Annotated in this window: 14 protein-coding genes; 5 read left to right on the forward strand and 9 right to left on the reverse strand. The window is 49.7% G+C overall.

Features of this window, described 5'->3' with window-relative positions; all coding sequences use genetic code 11:
* Nucleotide 1 precedes the first annotated feature (1 nt).
* Entirely contained in the window at nt 2-2,122 is a 2,121-nt protein-coding gene (locus tag QZN42_RS04380; RefSeq protein ID WP_296954626.1) for a hypothetical protein, read from the reverse strand.
* Nucleotides 2,123-2,771: 649 nt separating this feature from the next.
* On the opposite strand from QZN42_RS04380, the gene QZN42_RS04385 reads away from it, so the two are divergent.
* Entirely contained in the window at nt 2,772-4,682 is a 1,911-nt protein-coding gene (locus tag QZN42_RS04385; protein WP_296954627.1) for an S-layer homology domain-containing protein, read from the forward strand.
* Nucleotides 4,683-5,376: 694 nt separating this feature from the next.
* Here the strand turns inward: QZN42_RS04385 and QZN42_RS04390 are convergent.
* The 8 genes from QZN42_RS04390 to lpxC form a co-directional block, all read right to left on the reverse strand.
* Nucleotides 5,377-6,816 (reverse strand): class I adenylate-forming enzyme family protein, encoded by a 1,440-nt coding sequence (locus tag QZN42_RS04390; RefSeq protein WP_296954630.1) that lies wholly within the window; start codon nt 6,814-6,816, stop codon nt 5,377-5,379.
* Nucleotides 6,817-7,324: 508 nt separating this feature from the next.
* Nucleotides 7,325-8,269 (reverse strand): ROK family protein, encoded by a 945-nt coding sequence (locus QZN42_RS04395; protein ID WP_296954632.1) that lies wholly within the window; start codon nt 8,267-8,269, stop codon nt 7,325-7,327.
* Entirely contained in the window at nt 8,229-8,660 is a 432-nt protein-coding gene (locus tag QZN42_RS04400) for a DUF523 domain-containing protein (RefSeq protein WP_296954634.1), read from the reverse strand. The genes QZN42_RS04395 and QZN42_RS04400 overlap by 41 nt, the downstream gene beginning before the upstream one ends.
* Nucleotides 8,657-9,124, reverse strand: coding sequence for a hypothetical protein (locus QZN42_RS04405; RefSeq protein WP_296954636.1), 468 nt, complete (start codon nt 9,122-9,124; stop codon nt 8,657-8,659). Before QZN42_RS04405 ends, QZN42_RS04400 begins: the two co-directional genes overlap by 4 nt.
* Before the next feature lie 747 nt (nt 9,125-9,871).
* Entirely contained in the window at nt 9,872-11,179 is a 1,308-nt protein-coding gene (gene brnQ, locus QZN42_RS04410; RefSeq protein ID WP_296954638.1) for a branched-chain amino acid transport system II carrier protein, read from the reverse strand.
* A gap of 1,023 nt (nt 11,180-12,202) precedes the next feature.
* Nucleotides 12,203-13,015, reverse strand: a complete 813-nt coding sequence (lpxA, locus tag QZN42_RS04415) for an acyl-ACP--UDP-N-acetylglucosamine O-acyltransferase (protein ID WP_296954640.1) — start codon at nt 13,013-13,015, stop codon at nt 12,203-12,205.
* A gap of 205 nt (nt 13,016-13,220) precedes the next feature.
* Nucleotides 13,221-13,706, reverse strand: coding sequence for a 3-hydroxyacyl-ACP dehydratase FabZ (fabZ, locus tag QZN42_RS04420; protein WP_296954641.1), 486 nt, complete (start codon nt 13,704-13,706; stop codon nt 13,221-13,223).
* 12 nt (nt 13,707-13,718) lie between these two features.
* Nucleotides 13,719-14,543, reverse strand: coding sequence for a UDP-3-O-acyl-N-acetylglucosamine deacetylase (gene lpxC / locus QZN42_RS04425; RefSeq protein WP_296954643.1), 825 nt, complete (start codon nt 14,541-14,543; stop codon nt 13,719-13,721).
* A gap of 804 nt (nt 14,544-15,347) precedes the next feature.
* Here lpxC and QZN42_RS04430 point away from each other — a divergent pair.
* The 4 genes from QZN42_RS04430 (at nt 15,348) to QZN42_RS04445 (ending at nt 20,478) form a co-directional block, all read left to right on the forward strand.
* Nucleotides 15,348-16,742 (forward strand): glucose-6-phosphate isomerase, encoded by a 1,395-nt coding sequence (locus tag QZN42_RS04430; protein ID WP_296954644.1) that lies wholly within the window; start codon nt 15,348-15,350, stop codon nt 16,740-16,742.
* A 400-nt stretch (nt 16,743-17,142) separates the two neighbouring features.
* Nucleotides 17,143-18,126, forward strand: a complete 984-nt coding sequence (locus QZN42_RS04435) for a glycosyltransferase family 8 protein (RefSeq protein ID WP_296954645.1) — start codon at nt 17,143-17,145, stop codon at nt 18,124-18,126.
* Nucleotides 18,127-18,156: 30 nt separating this feature from the next.
* Entirely contained in the window at nt 18,157-19,167 is a 1,011-nt protein-coding gene (locus QZN42_RS04440) for a DUF3644 domain-containing protein (RefSeq protein ID WP_296954648.1), read from the forward strand.
* A gap of 225 nt (nt 19,168-19,392) precedes the next feature.
* Nucleotides 19,393-20,478: an NAD-dependent epimerase/dehydratase family protein gene (locus QZN42_RS04445; RefSeq protein ID WP_296954650.1), complete on the forward strand. Its 1,086-nt coding sequence runs from the start codon at nt 19,393-19,395 to the stop codon at nt 20,476-20,478.
* Nucleotides 20,479-20,606 lie beyond the last annotated feature (128 nt).

Here is a 20,606-nt window from a genome sequence, read left to right on the forward strand (position 1 = left end):
GCTATACCACCTCTTCCTTTCGCAGGACGGACAGCCCGGCTTTGCGGAAACGTTCTTCAATCAAAGGAAGAGCATCCCCTGGCGTATCCGGGAAGAGCACTGCATAACCATCCCTGTATTCGCCGATGAAATCTTCGCTGTAAATGCAGGAGCAGACTTTTTCACTGAGCCCTGCGGGAGTCAGACCATTGCTGTCCAGGATGAAAAGCTGGCCCGGATCATCTTGAAGCTTCTGGTGACGGGTGTGAAGGATTGTTATCATCTGTTCAAAAGATTCCCTGCGAAGGATGCGGGTATCCGGCAGGAATTTCCCGGCCCCCTGCGCTTCGTCCCAGGCAGCTGCACGGGAAAGGGCGCTGCCTGCAAGGCGGGCGATGAGGGAGAGCTGGCATTCTTCGTGGTAGCTCCACTGGTCGAAGGAAAGACCGTACAGCTCAATCACCGCCACCACCTTTCCATCGGCCATGACCGGAGCAGCCAGGTCCGGCGCATCTTCAAGGAATTGGCGGTTCATGAAAATTTTCCCATTCTCCATGAGACTGGTGAGGTAGGAATGTTTACTTATTTCCAGAGAAGCAGGGCGGATGGCGGCCCGTCTTCCCAGATGGACCCTGCGGCGCAGGGTACGGCCGTCCCCGCCTGCTGCATAAATGGCAAGATCGGAGATATCCAGCAGTTCCGAAGTGACTGCTGCGGTGCCTGTATAAATTTCTTCTTCTTCTCTGCTGTCCAGCTGATGAATGATATGGTATACGCGGCCCAGGCTGTCTTCGGAATTGACGACCTGACGATACAGCTTGTCACGGACGTTCTGGCTTTCCCTCAGAAGGTTCCTTAAGAAAGAAATCTGTGCCTTGTCCCGGCTTTCCTGCCATTTCGCCGCATCTTCCTCATATTTCTCACGGTCTGCGAAATAACCGGTGAGGACGGAAATAAAGAAATAGGAAATCAGGTGAAGGAAGGACATGGGATCGTAAAGCATGGAATAAGGGTCCCTGCCGCTCGTCACCATCTGGGTGATCAGGAGAATCACCGAGAGGGCGCCTGCCAGGAGGGACTGCTGCTTTCCGTAAAGGAGACCCATGGTCCCGATGTAAAGATAATTGAAGTCAAAAGGAGAGCGGGAGCCGGAAATAATGCGCACCGCCAGTACGAGGGCCATGATGAGGAAGCCTGCGATATTTTCGGCAAATGGAACGAGCCGTTCCAGCCGGTCTTTCTTTTCTTTTTTCTTCTGAAGCTCTTTTTCATCGGCCTGCTGTTTCTTATAGGCGCCGATGATTTCCTCTACAGCCTGTCTGATTTCCTCCCGGTCATCATTACGGGAAGACCAGCCCAGTTTATTTTCCGCAAGGCTTCCGTCCAGGAGGGCACTTCCATAAATCAGATGGTGGTCCAGCTCTTCATCCGAAAGATTTTCCGGGAAATCGGTCTCCGGAAGGCGGATTCCTTCCGGAAGGAGAGGAGTTGCCAAGGCAGAGAATTCATCCCAGGTCAGAGAAGTGCCCGGTCCCAGATGGACGATTTCCAGATCTTTTCCTGAAAGGACACAGCGGAGAAGTCCGTAAGCCGCATCCCCGGCAGAAAGGAAGGGCTGAGAAGACGCAGTGAGGATGGGGGCTTTTTCTCCACGGAAGGCATGATCCAGGATTTCCCCGATAAGACCGTCTCCCGGTTTCTGTCCCTTCCCGTAGAGAGAAGGAATGCGGACGAGGGTGATGGTCAGCTTTTCATTGGTCCGCCAGATGGAAGCCAGTGATTCCATACGGCGGAAACGGCGGCCCTTCCGGTTCAGCGGATCCTCTATCGAATCTTCCAACGCATGGATGCCCGGATGGAAAACGCCTGCCTCCTCCAGAAGGAGGATGTGGGAAACTTTCGCCTTCATGGCATGAGAAAGAAGCTGGTCCAGATGCGCAATGCAGTCGTCCCGCTCCGACTCCAGCCTGTAAATCAGGACGTCCGGAAGTTTTGCTGCAAAATAATCGGCCATATTCTCATCGGAAAGCTCTTTTTCCGGAATAAGGACAGCCCAGTCCTCTTTCTCAAATACTTCAGTCAGTTCTTCAGCCAGAAAGGCAGGAATGCCCACCAGCAGAAGGCGCTTTTTTACGGTTGCCATAAAGATGTCCCTGCTTTATTTATAATGTAAAAAATATTATTATATACCATATTAATATAACATATAGTTAACAATTCTCAATATGCGCGGGATATACATTTCATTCAGAAGAAATAAAATTCCCTGCAGGCGGCTCAAAATGACAATAAACAGGCACGAAATGATGGGAGATGGAAATTTCCTGCAGGGCCGGGATTGACAAATAACCTGATTTGATCCGTTTAAAACAGAATATTCATAAAATTAATCGATTTAAATAAATTTGTTTTATTTATAAAAACAGGCGTATTTTTTCATCCATGGAAATATACGCTCCGCCCGGGACTTTTCAGGGAGAAAACAGGATCCCCCAGAGAAAGGAATGATGAATTTCTCCGATCAATACAGGACTTAACCATGATTATTTCCCTTCGGTAACGAATGATTGTGAACCCTCTGTCCCCGACGACAGATGTTCTTCCGGGAAAGAGACGGCAGCTTTTTCCATAATAAATTATTATCAGGTGCTAATCCCTATTGACAGATTAAATAAATTCAAGGTATAATGTTTTAGTTTCATGAGAGAAAAATCATTCAGAATAGAAATAACGTTTAAAAATATTATTGTTGAGAATTTAATAAGAGAGCGCAAGCTCAAAAGGAGAGAGAAATGAAGCACAGCCTTCTGAAAATCGCAGCCGCAGCCGTTATGACCTGCGCAGCATGGACCGTTTCCGCAGCCAATCCCTTTGCAGACGTGGATGAATCTTCCTGGGCCTACAAAGCCGTTTCCCAGCTGTCTGAAGATAATGTGATCGACGGATATCCGGACGGCACCTTCCGCGGGGACAAGAATGTGAGCCGCTACGAACTGGCCCAGATCATCGCCCGCCTCATGCAGAAAGAAAACCTCAGCGATTCCCAGAAAGCAACCGTGCAGAAACTCTCCGCCGAATATGCAGACGAATTGACAAGCCTGGGCGTTCGTGTTTCCGAACTGGAAAAGAAGACGGGAAATCTTTCCGTCATCACCGAACTCCGCGTCCAGGACGTACCGAGATACTCCAATATTTTCAAATCGGATAAAGAAAAATACGACGAACTTTCTCTCCGTACCCGTGTAAACATCATGGCCAATGTGAATCCCCGTTCCACCGTCTATGGCCAGCTCGAATCCTTCACCAGCCTGAACGGCAAAGACGTCTTTGACCCGAACATGTACAACTGGAAATCCGAAAACGATGATTCCATCAGAAGCGGACATGGCGACAGCGATATGCACATGAACCGCCTGTGGGCTACCTACCACTTCGGCAAGAAACAGGATACTTCCAAACTTCCCTTCGGACCCTCTAAAAACCTCATCGGTATCGGCCAGTTCCCGGTCAAAATGGGTGTCACCGGTTATACCTATGACGGACAGTTCAAAGGTGCCTTCGTATCCTTCGGCGACTACCAGAAAGGCGGAAGATTCACCATCGCCCACGGCCGTGCCACCGATATCAACTACAACTATACAGGACCGATGATGAGAGGGATCAATACCGCTCCTCTGGCAAAAGCCTTGATTGGCAGCAAAGCAGATGATCTTAAAGCACTGGCAGGCAGCCTCATGGGAAATCCAGAGCTTATGGCACAGCTTCAGAAGTTAGCTCCAGCGGAATTAGCCGGTCTCTCTAAAAATTTGGCTACTCTCCAGAGCAGCAATAATACATCTGAGATGATTGGTGCTATGAAAGGCCTTGGTTCCAATTTGTCCGGTATTGGCAGCAAAATGGCTGCTGTAGGTACTGCAACCAGCAATCAGCAGTTGATTGCTCAGGGAACCCAGCTTTCTACTGCCGGCAATGGCATTTCAGCTACCGCTGCCAAGACAGCTGACGGACTCACCGGCACCGGTTATTTCGATCCGAATACCAGCATTCTTTACCCCATGGGTTCCGATACCGTTATGGGCTGGGGCGAAGATGAAGACGTACCTGTTACCTATATGTCCTATATTTACAAAAAGCCGATGAACTGGGAATTCCACGCCTATGCCATGAAGGCCAATGGACCGGTAGGAAATATCTGCAAAGCTTATGGCTTTGCCGGCGCTTACTACATCACCCCGAAATGGCATATCCAGGGTGAATATGTCAAGAACCTGCGGAAACTCCCGCTGAACAATGAAAAGCCATACTCCTTCAACTATGGACTTCATTACGGCACCACCAATATTCTCCAGAAGGGCTCCTACCAGATTGGTCTGGACTATGTATACAGCCAGGCAGGCACCTATTTCGGCGGCTCCTCCGATGCCATTACCGACCAGTACATGGGACACGTTTACAAAAACTGGCATGGTATGAAGAATGTTCCGGCTTACTTTGCTGATAAAGTAGATGGAATCAATGCACTTGGTCCTGTAGAATCCAACAAACATAACTACGGCGGTGCTAAATTCTTCCTGGCCAAAGCAGGCTTCGTACCCATGAAAGGTCTCCTCATCGAAGCAGAATACGGCTTCAAGGCAGAAGACATGGGTGGCCGCAAGATGGATGACATGCTCATGCTGAAGGCGACTGCGTATATTAAGTAAGAGACAATTGTCGATTTTTATGGATAGAGTCAGAATCGATTTTCGTTCTTCGTGATTCGTGATTCGTTGTTCGTAAAGGTGGCGCCCTTTGAAAAGAAGGGGCGCCATTTTTGTGTGGGGATTTTATGATGAAAGGCTTTGGCATCGGGAATTTTCGGGGATATTTCTGGAATATCGGAGGTCCCGGGCAGGGGCGGCGCATATTTGTGGGCGCTGCAGTTTTATATTTTGCCGCTGGCCCTCATTTTGGTCTTGCAGCGTTCAAACACCTATCCGCCCTGACGGGCACCTTTCCATCCGGGGAAGGTGGTGCCCGATAGTATGCTGACCGATAGAGATAACTATCCTGCCAGAGGATCGTGCCGAAGAAAATTTTACTGCACTGCATGTTCATGGCACATGTGAGGAAATGGTAAAGCATACTATCGGGCTCCACCCTTTCGAGTGCTGAAAGGGTGGCCGGTTAAGTTTATCTATCGTGCCAGGCACATATGGGCCTGATTGATGAATGGAACCGGGCTCCATTGATTCTGACCCAAAGACGAGGACCCGGAGGGGGCCTTTCCGTGGGGGATTAAGGCAGCCGGCGTGAAATCAAAGGCACACAAAAAAGACCGCATCTTTCGATACGGCCTTTTTCTATTTTCACTAAGCCAACCACTGACAGATAACGGCCAATGGCTGACGGCTTACATTATTTATTTCTCAGCGCCCGCTTCAGAATCTTCCCGGATGCGTTCTTGGGCAGGGCATCCATGGGGATGAACCGTCTCGGAATCTTGTAACCTGCCAGGTTTTTGGTGAGGTAGCGGCGGATTTTTGCTTCGTCATAGGCATAGCCCGGTTTCATGACTACATAGGCCCAGACGACTTGTCCTCTGAGGGCATCGGGATGGCCGACTACGGCACATTCGGAGACCCCTTCCACTTCATAAATGCAGCCTTCTACTTCACCGGGGTAAATATTTTCCCCGTTTACAATGATGAGATCTTTCAGGCGGTCTACGATGTAGATGAAATTGTCTTCATCCATGTAGGCCAGATCGCCCGTATGGAGCCAGCCGTCCGGTTCTAGGACTTTGGCTGTTTCTTCCGGTTTCTTCCAGTAGCCTTTCATCACATTTCCGCCGCGTACCATGAGTTCGCCTACGGTACCGGGCTTATAGGGGCCTTCGTAATCGGTGAGGATTTTCGCTTCCACTCCAGGGATAGCCGGTCCTACGGAGAGGTATTTCAGCTGGTCCTGGGGCAGGACGGAAACGACCGGGGAGGCTTCCGTCAAACCATAGCCTTCACGGACGGGATGATGGAAACGGTCATAGAAGGCCTGGGCAATGGGCTGGGCGATAGGTGCCCCGCCGGAAATGAAATCATGGACCGTGGAAACAAGGGACGGATCCCCATGACGGGCCAGGAGATTGTACATGGGCGGAACCATGAAAGCAATGGTCACCGCATGTTCTACGATGGCATTCATGATTTCCGTAGGACTCTTGGTCCGGATAATGACAATCGTCCCCTGATTGTACAGTACGGAATTAATGGATGTGGTGAGCCCATAGCAATGGAACATGGGAAGCACGCAGAGGACTTTGTCTTCCGGCCTGACGATGACCATTTTTGTGAAACATTCCACATTGTCGATGAGATTCTTATGGGTCAGCATGGCCCCTTTCGGGATGCCCGTGGTACCGGATGTATACACCAGGGCGCAGAGATCATCTTCGGTGATATCCGACGGGAACGGAGGCGCTTCTTTTGCCTTGTCTTCAGAAGCTTTGAAATCCAGATCGTGAATATCCACGGTCGGACAGGATACATTGAGCTTCGTATCTGTAATGAGAAGGGAAGTACCTGAATCTTTCAGGATATAATCCACTTCCCGGTCTACCAGGGAATTATTGATAGGAATAAAGATGGCACCCAGGCTGACGATGGCCAGGTACGCATAAAGAAATTCAGCCCTGTTTGCCGAATAAAGGCCTACTTTCGCGCCCTTTCTGACTCCCATTTCATAGAGCGTATTCCGATACAGGCGGATCAGTTCCCGAAGTTCTCCATAGGTGACTGTGGCATCTCCCACGATGGCCATATGGGAAGCAGGAGCCGTATTTGCTAATTCATGAACAAACATAATGACACCTCACTTTATATACTCTTTATATTGTATCAAATAGTTGGAATATGCTCAAATGGAATTATAGGAGTCCATTGGTATACCGGAGCTGGAGATTCATACGTATCGTAAGGAATTCATGATTACAACGGCATGACATTTATCATTCTTCTGATAGATAGCCCCGCAATACCTGCTCGCGGGAGCTTCCCCCGCGCTCGGACGCCGGACGAAATCGATATGTATAATTTTTGTCGAAAGTGCAGTTTCTCCTCAGCTGCCTTTGGCTGCCGGGGTATTCCTTACTTTTTCAGGCTCTTCGGGTCAGCTTCCCGGGGAACCTTTTTCGCGGGAGACCATGGAGAGGGAGCTGTTTCGTCATGTAATTTTGATGATGTCAAATATGAAAAGGCGCCTTCATGATTTCAAGGCGCCACCTTCCCGGGACTCCCGGGTATCCCCGGAAACCCCGGGAGTCCCGATTCAAAAGTTGATTTCACATATTTTATTTCATGGTTTCAATGACTTATTTCAAAAGCGCCCTTCTTCCCAGCTCCAGAGCCCCCATGAGTCCTGCGTGGTCTCCCAGGGCCGGGGGAACGATGTATTTGTCGATTTTTTCATCCAGCATTTCGGAGTGGATGTAGCCATTTACGTTTTTCCTTGTTTCTTTACGCACCATATCAAAGAGCTGTGCCTGGTGCATGACGCCTCCTCCGATGATGATTCTGTCCGGGGAGTAGAGGAGGACGAGGTTGGCCACGCCCTGACCGAGGTAGTAGGCTTCCATTTCCCAGACTTCTTTCCGGTCTCTGAGGGTTTCGCCCGGGGCGCCCCAGCGCTCTGCGATGGCCGGTCCGCAGGCATAGCCTTCGAGGCACCCGCCTGCGCCTTCTGTATCGTTATGGAAGGCGCAGCTTCCTTTGTATGTGTCTTTCGGATGGCGGAGGATCCTCATGTGGCCTGCTTCGGGATGGACGAGTCCGTGGAGGAGATGTCCGTTTGCAAAGAGTCCCACGCCGATTCCTGTGCCTACGGTCATGTAGGCCACGACTTCACATCCTTTTCCTGCTCCGTAGACGGCTTCACCGAGAGCTGCTCCGTTGACGTCCGTATCAAATTCGATGGGTACGTTCAAAGCTTTTGCAAAGGGGCCTGTGAAGTCCACGTCCTGCCAGCCTTTTTTCGGGGTGGCTTTGATATAGCCATAGGTGGTGGAATTTTTCTTCAGGTCCAGGGGGCCGAAGGAGGCGATACCCAGGGCTCTGACATTGTACTGTTTGAACCAGGCAATCATTTCCGGGATGACTTGAGCCGCCGTGGTGGTGGGGAACCGCTTTTCCGAGAGGATTTTCAGATTTCCTTCTTTCCATTCCCCGATGCCACAGATGATTTTCGTTCCGCCTGCTTCGATTCCGCCGATGAGCATACTATATTTCTCCGTTCCTTTTTTCAATATCTTTTTCATCATAGAGGGGAATACCCTTTGCGGCGAGCGCAGAAGCGAGGATCCCCATTCCCCTGATTTTTGTCCCGCTGAAGGTTCCGTCGTAAATCTGATGGACTCCGCAGGTGGGGCTTCCTCCTTTGAGGATGGCCATGTCCACGGGGCCTGCTTCTTCGAGAGTTTTCCGCACGCCTTCCCGATATATTTCATCAAGGTCTTTTCCTTCGATGGAAATGACCCGGCCTTTCCTGATTTCCACAGGCGGCCGGGGAACGGGCATGCCCGCCGCCACTTCGGGGCACACGGCCACGTATTCTTTATCTTTCAGAAAGGAAATGACTGCCTCATTCCGGTTGTCTCCGCCGCTGTACTTGCAGCGCTTTCCCAGAAGGCAGGCGCTTACCATGATTTTCATGATTTCACCTCTTTGAAATGGAGGCGGGCAAGGACTTTGTCCGCCGCTTCCTTTGGCAGGTGGGTGCCTGCATAGAGCCAGGTCTTTTCACCTACGGGGTACATATAGTAAGTCACCATGCCCTGAGGGCCCGCGGCTGCATAGGAAATATAGTCGTCCCGCTCTTCGTAGATTTCAAAAGGCATGGTAATAATGGCAGAGCGCTGCTTCATTTCCTCCTCTTTGGAAATAAAGGCAAGGCGCAGCATGACTTTCTTCTTCTGGTAGACGAGGACCACTTCATTTGGCTTTTCCATGTGGAAATCATCCGAATTGTCCAGGGTGACTTCGATTTTTTCCCCCGTAGACGCAGGAATGGTCAGGGAATTGGGATTTTCCTCATTCCCGCAGCCTGCAAGAATCATGATGAAAACGGCCAGCACCGAAAGGATGAGGCCCGGCCATCTTTTTACTGTGTTTGACATAGTTTCTCCTTACTTCTCTCCAACAGTATTGTAGCAGATTTTTTTGGAAAGGGGGAAATTTTGGGGAAATAAAAGGATGTCCATAGGAATAAAAACTTTTGGCTCGGGGATGTCGGGGGTCTCGGGAGTATCGGGGCTGTCGGGAAGGATATGGTTCGCTTCGCGAACCAATCTTTTTTAGTGCGCTCCGCGCACGGCCTTTGGCGTGCCATATCGATGGGTACCGTTTAACAACCTATCCGGCTGCTCCGCAGCCACCTTCCCATCTCAGGGAAGGTGGGGCCCTGCAGCATGTTGTCTGATAGAGAAAATTGTGCAGAGGGGGGATAGTGCTGAAGAAATATCACTGCACCACAGTTGCAATGCGCATATGAGGAAATCGTAAGGCATGATACCGGGCAAACCCTTCCGGGTGCTGCTCTCGAACGCCTTTTGAAGGAGAGGCGAAGACAGGGGCGCGCATGGCAGTGAGAGTCATGCAGCCTCGGGGAGCTCCCGCGAAGGGAGGGAGGGGGAACTGCACAGATAAGGAAAACTTCACCCGGCATAAATGAGGGCCAAAGGCACGATCAAAAAAGGCGGGCTTCATGAATCTGATGCCCGCCACCTTCCCGAGAACCCCGGAATTATCCCCGAGATCCCCGACAATCCCGATTCAAAAGCTGTCAAAGATGAAAGCTTTCCCCAAAGTAAAAGAGACCCTGTCTTTCGGCAGGGTCTCTTATTTCTATTTCCACTAACTGCTCCTCACTTTCTTACTTTCGAAAGTACAATTCCGATCACATATCCAACGATGAAGAAGGATACCCAGGCGAGGCCGTGGGCGGCGAAGGGGAGGCCTTTCATGAAAGCATCGATTCCACCAAGGGCAAGGCCGGCGGTGTGGATTCCGTCATAGAGGGAGGGGATGAAGGTGAAGAGGATGGCCATCCGGTATACAATCCGGCTTCCGTCGAAGAAGGAATTGGTGAAGGAAAGGATGATCAGGGCGATAGCCAGGGGATAGAGGAACATGAGCACCGGGATGGCTGCTTTGATGATGGTGGTGAGGCCGAAGAGTCCTACCAGGAAGGAAACGAAAGCAAAGACGGTGACCCATTTCTTAAAGGAAAGGAAGGGGAGAAGGCGGGAGAAATATTCGCCGCAGGAGGTGATGAGTCCTACGCTGGTGGTGAGGCATGCAAGGAGCACGATGACACCCATCACGATATTTCCGAAAGAGCCGAAGTAATGGTTTGCCGCACCGACCAGGACTCCTGCCCCGTTGTCCTGCATGCCCAGGACTGTGACGGAGCTTGCGCCCAGGATGCAGAGGAAAATATAAATGATGCCCAGGCAGAGGCCTGCGATGAGGCCGGAGCGGAGGGTGGAGGCTGCCACTTCTTCCGGCGTTTCAGCGCCGTACTGACGGACTGCGTTGACTACGATAATTCCGAAAACAAAGGCTGCCAGCACGTCCATCGTTCCATATCCGTCGATGAATCCCTGGGTGAGGGCTTTCATGGAAGGCTGGTAACCGGCGGTCGCTTCCTGCCAGGGGCCCATGGGGGAAACGGTGGAAAATACGAAGAGCGCTGCCAGGAAGAGGAGGAGCACCGGGGTGATGACTTTACCGATGCGGTCGACCAGTTTCGAAGGGGTGACGGAAAGCCACCAGGAAACGATGAAGAAAAGAGCGCAGAACCCGTAAAGGGCAGTGGTCTTCATAGCGCTTCCGAAGAAGGGAGCGATGGCTATTTCAAAAGAAGTAGTGGCCGTACGGGGGATGGCAAAGGCCGGCCCGATGGTCAGGTACAGGCACACCGCGAAGAAAATGGCGTAAGGCCTGGAAATACGGGAAGCCAGTCCCTGCAGGTCGTTTCCGGAATACCCGATGGCGGCTACCCCCAGGATGGGCAGGCCTACCCCGGTGACGAGGAAGCCGATGGTGGCCGGGATGGTATTGACGCCTGAATTCTGCCCCATGAAGACCGGGAAGATCAGGTTCCCCGCGCCAAAGAAGAGGGCAAAGAGCATGAGCCCGATGGCGATGAATGCATTGCCTGATTTTTTCATAAAAGTTCTCCTTTCGGTATGGAAATATAAAACCCTGACGGAAATAATCCGACAGGGCACGAATTCGTGAGGTACCACCTTGTACACATACTTGATTTGGCTGTAACGGAGCCGCCGCTTCTTCCTACGCAAACGTTTCAAAAGAAGGACTCCCGGGTGACGCGGCCGCTTCGCTTCAGCAGCTTTCACCAAACGCTGCCTCTCTGGGAAGACTCCGGGGCCTGATTCCGGTCATGGTCTTTTGTAAAGTTAGAAATATCATAGCATGAAGGAGATTTTTGGTCAAGAGATGAAATACGTTCTAACAGTATCACGGAATTTGCCCGCCGATGGAGACTTGGGGGGCTTGAGGCAAATCGACCGGTACTTTTAGCGGAATGGGGGGAACCTCCCCGCACCCCGCATCCCGCACCCCGAAATCTCGAAAAAGAATCTATCGGGGCATGTCCTTGTGAGGCTAATCCCGAATACCGAAATTGACTCAAATCATCTGATCTGACAACTGTCTCCAATAAATCCGCCATCCGTTTTTTCAAAATACCCACGCAAAAAGCCACTACTCCCGAAGGGCGTACTGCTCCCGGGGTGTAGCGGCTTTCTGTCTCATACTGGTATTTTCTTTCTGCTTCACGGGCCCGTGAATTTTTGAGCCTGGTCCGTCGCCCTTTCCGCTTTCTCTGAGAATGGCTGCCGTAGCGGAAGTTCGTGGGTGATTTCCCTTGCTCTGCCTATATAGTACAAAAAGAGGATTTTATTTTGAGTTTTTGTATATAAAATGTTTTTATAATCAGCACCTGTGAGAGGAGTACAGCCCCTATTTCCATTTTTCCCCAAAATTTCCGGAATTTCAGGGATTCCGGACCGTTTCCGCCGGATTTTCAATAAAAAAGCACCCTTTCATTCCGAAAGGGTGCTGCATTGATTTACGAAGAAAGAACCACGAATCACGAATCACGAATCACGAATCACGAAGAACGAACAACGAACAACGAACAACTTATATTTCGCACAGATGTCTCGAGCTTATCTCTCTCTCGTCCTGCACAGGCCTCTGTCACAGTTCCGGAGGAAACGGAGGAGGTGTTCGATTTCCGGGGTGGAGGGGAGTTCCTGTTCCATTTCATGGATTGCATCGTTCAGCTTGAGGCCGGAACGGAAAATGAGGCGATAGGCCTTTTTCAGGTAGCTCTTCACTTCGGGGCTGATGTTGTTTCTTGCAAGACCTACGGAGTTGAGGCCTACGACTCTGGAGGGGTTGCCGTCTACGATCACGAAGGGGCATACGTCCTGGACGATCTTGGACATGCCGCCTACCATGGCACAGGCGCCGATCTTCACAAACTGGTGGATGCCGCTCATTCCGCCGATGACTGCATGGTCTTCCACTGTTACATGGCCTGCCACGCCGGAGAAGGAGCTCATAACGATATGGTCACCGAAGTTGCAGTTGTGAGCCACATGGGTGTAAGCCTGGAGCATATTGTAGGAGCCTATGCGGGTTTCGCAGTTTTCGCCGGTAGCTCTGTGGATAGTCACATATTCACGGATCAGGTTATGATCGCCGAGAACGACGGTGGAGTATTCGCCGGTAAATTTCAGGTCCTGCGGATCTTCGCCGATGACTGCATGGGGATAAATGTGGTTTTCTTTACCCATGCGCACGTTTTTGGCAATGACAGCATGGGCACCGATGATGGAGCCTTCCCCGATTTCACAGTTTTCACCAATGACTGCATAGGGCCCGATGACTACATTCTTATGAATGATAGCAGAGGGATCGATGACAGCGGTGGGATGAATATTCGGTTCTGCCGATTTAATAACTTTTAATTCCATGGTCTCATTCCCCTTTTATTGTAACCGGAATTGAATTCCGGTCGGATTTTGGATTTTTGATTTCTTTATACATAAATCCCTTCTTTATAATCTGTTCGAAACGGTGAAGGGGATTTATTTTTCTTGAAATTCTCTTATTATCTCTTTTTTTCTTCCAAAATCTATGAAATTTAACTGTTTACAAAAAAATTACAGAAAAGTCTGATTATTTTTTAGCTGCTTTGGCTTCCTGTTCTTTTTCCTTAGCTTCCGGTGTTTCTTTCGGATCCAGGAGATAGAAAAGGAAGTCTGCTTCTGCTTTATGCACGTCCCCTACGCGGCATTCGCAGTGTACTTTGCCCATACGGCCGATGATTTTCTTGATTTCCGCCCTGGTGACGAGTACGTCTCCCGGAAGGACGGGGGAACGGAAACGGACTTTATCCATACCGGTGAACAGGGGGATGAGTCCCCTGTATTCTTCCGGATACTGGAGAGCGACTCCGCCGACCTGGGCCATGGCTTCACAGATGAGGGCGCCCGGCATGACGGGATGTCCCGGGAAATGGCCCTGGAAGAAAGGTTCATTCATGGTCACGCATTTGACGCCTACCGCATATTTCAGCGGAACCATGTCAATGATTTTATCGACCAGCAGCATGGGGTATCGATGCGGCAGGATTTCCATGATTTCTTCAACATTGAGTTCCATTCTATTTCCTCCTTATTTCAAAGCCTGGAGCTTTTCGGAAAGCCCGGCGTTCAATTTGTGACTGCCAAGGACGGCGATGATATGGGCATGAAGGGGGCCCACCAGGGAAATATCTCCCAGGATATCGAGAATCTTGTGGCGTACCAGTTCATCCGGGAAACGGGGAACTGAGAGACATTCTGTCTCGGAGTAAACCACTGCGTTTTCCAGGGTGCCGCCTCTTCCAAGGCCCATCTTCTTCATGGCTTCCAGTTCCCAGGTGAAGCCGATGGTACGGGCAGAAGCGATTTCCTTCATGTATGTATCGTGGTCAATCGTTACATCCACCATCTGGGTGCCCAGGAGCGGATGAGGATTGATGGAAATAAAAGTGATGCGGAGGCCGTCATAGGGAAGGGCGGTGATGAATTTCTGCCCTTCGTAGACCGCTACGCTTTTTTCAAGGGTGAGCACGGGAATCTCTGCTTCCTGCTCTACAATACCTGCTTCTTCGATCATATCGCAGAAAGTCTTTGCACTTCCGTCTCCTACCGGCGGTTCCGGGGAATCCATTTCGATGAGGCAGTTGTCCACCTTCAGCGCGAAAAGGGCGGAAAGAAGATGTTCGACGGTAAATACTTTGGCCTCTCCCTTTTCGAGGGTCGTGGCACGGAGGGTATTGGTGATGTAGCGGCTCTGGGCCGGTACTTCCGGAGCTCCGGGAAGGTCCGTCCGGCGGAATACGATGCCTGTGCCTTCTCCGGCGGGCAGCATGGTCATGGTCACCGGCATGCCGGAGTGAAGTCCGTTGCCTTTGTAGGAAACCGGTTTTCCGAGGGTGTATTGTTTTCTTTTCAAGATGAGACACCTTTCAATAAGAATATTTGATTAATTAATTTATTATAACTTTTTTTCGGAACTACGGCAAGCGGACTTATTTGCCTGCCGGTACAGCCTTGCAGGGAATCAGGCTTTTTTCACTTGACGGGCAGGTACTGCGGGGCGGTCGGGCAGGTGGCCGCGTCAAATTTTTAAAGCGGCCAATTCTTGTACAGGCCTATGGCCCGCAGGTGAGTTGAAAAGGATTGTACGCAGGCGGTGGCTCTACATGAGCGGTCTGTACCTGTATTCCCTGCCGCACGAGTACCTGCATCCCCGCACGAGGGACAAAGTGTATTCCCGGCCGTGCGCGTGGAGCGGGGAGAGTGGAGGGTCTGTACGATCGTACAAGTCGAAAATGGACAAAAAGGTAGATGGAACCCGGGGAGCTCCGCGAATGCGGTGAAGGGCGTACGATGGTCCGTGTGGAATGAAGCTGCATTTTCATGCCGGCCCGGGAATGCAGTCCGGAAGTCGGGAATTCCTGCGTATTACTCGTTGCGTAACGCATGAAATTCCAGTATCGACCGGCATGGTTTCCATAGCCTGCTGTTATTTTGAATCAGCCCCGCCGGGGATGATTGGGGAAGAAATTTTATTTCACAAAGTGCGCTCACTAGAACGGAAAGGGGAAGTTTTACGTCATAATCGTCATATTTGTTTACAAATTCGTTATTTTGTCTTGTCGCTACTGCGTAAATCCTTTATAATAATAGATACTATGAACGGAAAAGGCAGCCGGGGAGGGCTGCGATTGAAAAATGGGTCAGGTGATTGTGTTTTATGGATATACAGAATGAACTGACGATTGATGTCAGAAATCTTCTGGGACATTCCTGGAGTGTGAAAAAAGAAGATCTGGAAGCCTTCAGCGGAGAAATCGCAAAGGCGGCAGGTGAAGTGACGAAGCTTCGGAAGACCGGCCTGGGTCCTGACGGGACTCCGGTCCTTTTTCCGCACCTTCCTTATATACTGGAAGAAGAAGTACTCATGCCTCTTAAGGAAAGAGAAGCCCTTTCAAAGCTGGAAGCTCTTTCCAAAGAGCAGGATGTAGTGATTTCCATCGGCATCGGCGGGTCCTACCTGGGAAACCAGATGCTTTTTGACCTTCACTGCGGGCCTTTCTGGAATATGATGACGAAGGAAGAACGGAAAGGTTTCCCGAAAGTTTTCTTCGCCGGCCACAATGTGGATCCCACGGGACTCCTGGCGCTGGCGGACCAGGTGAAAAGGGAAAGCCGCCATCTGGGACGGAAGGCCAAAGTCCTGCTCCTTACGATTTCCAAATCCGGTATTACCCTGGAACCGGCCTCTGCCATTCATGGACTTGCAGCCCAGCTTGAGGGCAAGGCAGATATCACCGTCGCAGGCGTGACGGACAAGGAAAAAGGAGTGCTCCGGGCTCTTGCCAATGAGCATCATTTCCTCTGCTTTACCGTACCCGACGGTATCGGCGGCAGATTTAGCGAACTCTCCCAGGTGGGCCTCGTTTTTGCAAAGCTCATCGGTGTGGATATAAAAGCGCTTCTCTCCGGAGCCAGAATGGTGGAAGAAGCCTGCCGGAGCGAAAATTATAAAGAAAATCCGGCCCTTCTCCTGGCCGCTTTGAAATATATCGCCCTTAAGAAATATGGCATTGCAGCAGAAATCATCATGCCCTATGGAGACCGGCTCCGGTCCTTCGGCTGGTGGTATGCCCAGCTCCTCGGCGAATCTTTAGGGAAAAAATATAACAATAAAGGGGAGAAAGTCTACTACGGACGAATCCCCGTGGCTACCGTGGGAACCACGGATATGCACTCCCTCACCCAGGAACACCAGCAGGGAGCCAAAAACAAACTGGTCCAGTTCATCTCCGTGGAAAACAAGGCAAGAGACATTTCCGTGAAATGCAGCGAAAAAGAAGTGACCGGCCAGGTTCCCATGTCCTTCATGCTGAAGACCGCCCTCCGCTCCAACGAAGAAGCCCTGGCCTCCGAAGGACGCATGAGCTGCCATATTTCTGTGAGAGAAGGAACCACCTTCCATCTCGGAGCCCTCATGTACTTCTTCTTCCTCGCCATCGCCTACGAAGGAGCCCTGGCCGACGTAAATACCTACGACCAGCCGGGCGTGGAAGATTATAAGAAGATCCTGCATCAGGGGATTTATGAGTATATAGTTGAACATGAGAAATAAAGGATAGAGTCATTTGCGATGATCGTTCTTCGTGGCTCGTGATTCGTTGTTCGTGAAGGTGTGCCGCTGATGCGGCACCTTTTTTATGGGGAATGTACACAGGCAGGTTAGAAAATCTTATTTGGCAGTACAGCCCTTTCAGACCGGGAGATTTTCTCCTGACCAGAGGTAAAAGGCATATTTCCATAAAATCAATCAAGAGAGCCGTAGGCCAGGGCCCGAAGGGCCATCATAAAAATTGGTTCGCAGAGCGAACCATATCCTTATCGAATAACGAACAATGAAAAATGAAGAACGACTTCACTGCATGAGTTCGGTTAATCTTCTTAATTCGAGCGTTATCGGCTGACTTATGTTAAAATAATAAGATGAATTACCCTATATTTCTCAAGGAGCAAACATGTCCAACGTTCTTTCTCATGCAGTTACGGAGACTCTTCATTTAGGCGAAAAGGCAAAAGACGGCGCTTTTCATATCGCCCTCACGGGGACGGCCGATTATATCTCCCATATGGGAGTGGTAGCCTTGACCGTGGCAGCCTACAATGAAGATCTGCCGCTCTGTTTCCATTTCTTTGTCAATTCCCTTTCAACTCTGGAAAAGGGGCGGCTCGCCCAGGCGGCGGAAATGATGAAATGTCCCATCGAAGTCCATCTCATCGATGATTCCGCATTCAAGACACTTCTCCTTTCCGACGGAGTGGCAGCCTTTTTCTACCGGTTCCTCGTAGCGCCCACAGTGGCTCCCGTGACGGACCGGGTACTTTACCTGGACGGAGATATGATGTGCCGGGGATCTCTGAAATACCTGGCAGACCTTGATTTCAAAGGAAATATGGTGGCCGTGGTCTCCGACCGCAAGGAAGAGCTCCAGATGAAGCGGGTCCACACGAAACGGTATTTCAATGCAGGCATGATGCTCATCAATGTGAAAGACTGGATGAAGGAGAATTTATTCGATGATATTGTCCGCCGGGCCGAAGAAAACGTGGCCCGCGTGGGAAACCGCCTCTCCCATCATGACCAGGATATCCACAATGAAATGCTGGACGGCAAATGCCTCTTCATTGAAAAGAAATACAACTACCTTTACAACCTGGACCGCCAGTCCCTTTTCAAAAAACAGCCGGTGAATGAGGACTATCACCGCCAGGTCATTATCCACTTCGCCGGCCACGCCAAACCCTGGCACAGCTGGGTGCAGGCATGGCCGGTGGTGCAGGAATACGCCGCCATTCAGAAGAAGTCCCCCTGGAAAGACGTACCCCTGGTGCCGCCCAAAGGACACAAAAACCTCCACCAGGCTGCCCGTACCGCCAGAATGCAGGGACGGTACGGAGAAATGATTTCCCTGTATCTTAAATACCTGGGAGCCAAAGCGTAACCATTTTGGGGAAAAAGAGGTGAACAGATAATGGAAGCCATCAGTCATAAAATGCTGGAAAAGAGCATAGAAGCGTTTATCATGGCGATTGAGATATATAATAAACCTACTCTTAGATACAGGGTAGAGGGTTTCTCTTTCTTTATTTGTAATGCATGGGAATTAATGCTTAAGGCGTATTTGATAGAGTCCCAAGGAGAAAAGAGTATCTATTATGCAAAGCAGCAGGATAGAACTATTACTTTATCCAATTGTATTGAGATGATTTTTACGAATGATAAAGATCCTGTGCGAATCAATTTAGAGCGAATCGTTGAACTTAGAAATACGAGCACCCATTTTATTACAGAAGAGTATGAGCAAATTTATATACCATTATTTCAGTCTTGCGTAATCAACTATACAAATAAGATGCTCCAGTATTTTAACAAAGATGTCACGGAAAACATACCATCTAATTTTTTGACACTCTCCGTTAAAATTTCACCTGTTGATCCACAGGTCATCCAAGCAAGATATCCAAAGCAAATTGCATCACATTTGCTGAAAACGCAGCAAAATATCATTGACTCTGTACCGGAAAATGGGAATAGTAAATATGCAGTCCTGATTAGGCATGATATGTATATTACAAAGAAATCTGAATTAGCAACAGCAACAATTTCGATTACAAAAAATGCGGCAGAAGCCGCATATATTCTTAGAGATGTAAAAGATAAGCATCTATTGTGCCCTTATAATCGGAAACAGAGTTTGGAAATTATCAATCGGTGGATCAAAAGAGATCATTTAGATTTCATTAATCCATCTAAACAACCGGAGGATGAAAGACTGCATATATTTACATCCAGCCATTTTGATCTGATAGTCAAGTTTTATGGGGTAAAAAATGAAGACAAATATTGCTATAAGTATATTAACGGAAAGCAGACATTATATACTTACAGTGAAGCAGCGCTGCTAATGATTTATAATGAAATCAAAAAGGATCCGGAGAATATCATTAAAAATATAAAAGGAAGGCAAAAAGACTTTAAATAAAAAAAATAAGCCAACCCCAGGGGCAAAGGAATTCTCAGCGTATCTGCGCCTACTCCCATTTGGGAACCCAGCCTATATCCTTCACGAGTTGACTTATTTATTTCATTATATCAAATGGCGCTATAATATACAATGTTGCTGGGGTGAGCAATGGTCATTCCTCTTATCCTAAAAGACTGGAAAAATAATAAATTTTAACAAGAAGATCATGCAAAGGAGAAACATATGAAAACACCGATTACATTAGAGGGAAAAACCGTATTTGTCACCGGCTCTGCCGGATTTATCGGAGCCAATCTGGTGAAGCGGCTGCTTACAGTGAAGAATATCCGCATCATCGGCATTGATAATATGAATGACTACTATGATGTATCCCTGAAGGAATACCGCCTGCAGGAACTGGAAAAAGAGGCTGCCCTGGCAGAAGGAAGCGAATACCATTTCATCCGTGGCAATCTGGCAGATAAAGACTGCATTACAGACATCTTCAGCACCTGGCATCCGGACATCGTAGTGAACCTGGCTGCCCAGGCCGGTGTACGCTACTCCATCACCAACCCCGATGTATACATCGAATCCAATCTCATCGGCTTCTACAATATTCTGGAAGCCTGCCGTCACTCCTATGACGGAGGCGCCAAAGGCGTAGAACACCTGGTATACGCCTCCTCCTCTTCCGTCTACGGCGGCAACACCAAAGTTCCTTTCAGCACCGAAGATAAAGTGGATCATCCCGTCTCCCTCTATGCGGCTACCAAGAAATCAGACGAACTTCTGGCTCACTGCTACGCCAAGCTCTACAACATCCCCTCCACAGGCCTCCGCTTCTTTACCGTCTATGGCCCTGCCGGACGGCCGGATATGGCTTACTTCGGGTTTACCGACAAGCTGCGGGCCGGAAAGACCATACAGATTTTCAACTACGGCCACTGCGAAAGGGACTTCACCTACATCGATGACATTGTGGAAGGCATCATCCGCGTCATGCAGGGGGCACCGGAAAAGAAAAACGGCGAAGACGGCCTTCCCATTCCGCCCTATGCTGTATATAACATCGGCGGTGGACGGCCGGAAAACCTCCTCCAGTTCGTAGACATCCTGCAGCAGGAACTCATTCGCGCCGGTGTCCTTCCCAAAGACTACGACTTCGAAGCTCACAAGAAACTGGTGCCCATGCAGGCCGGCGACGTTCCCGTTACCTATGCGGATACCGGAGCCCTGGAAAAAGACTACGGCTATCGCCCTGCTACCACCCTTCGCGAAGGCCTTCGTAAATTTGCGGAATGGTACAAGACCTACTATCATATCTGATACAAAAAGCGGCACCCTGCCAGAGGGGCCGCTTTTTTGTGTAAAGAAAACCCCCGGATAGTCCGGGGGTTCAGTATTAGCTTTAGCGGTGATTTTCCAAAGACTAAACAAAAAACCTCCCATGATAT

The organism is uncultured Dialister sp., assembly GCA_900314595.1.
GTDB lineage: Bacteria > Bacillota > Negativicutes > Veillonellales > Dialisteraceae > Dialister.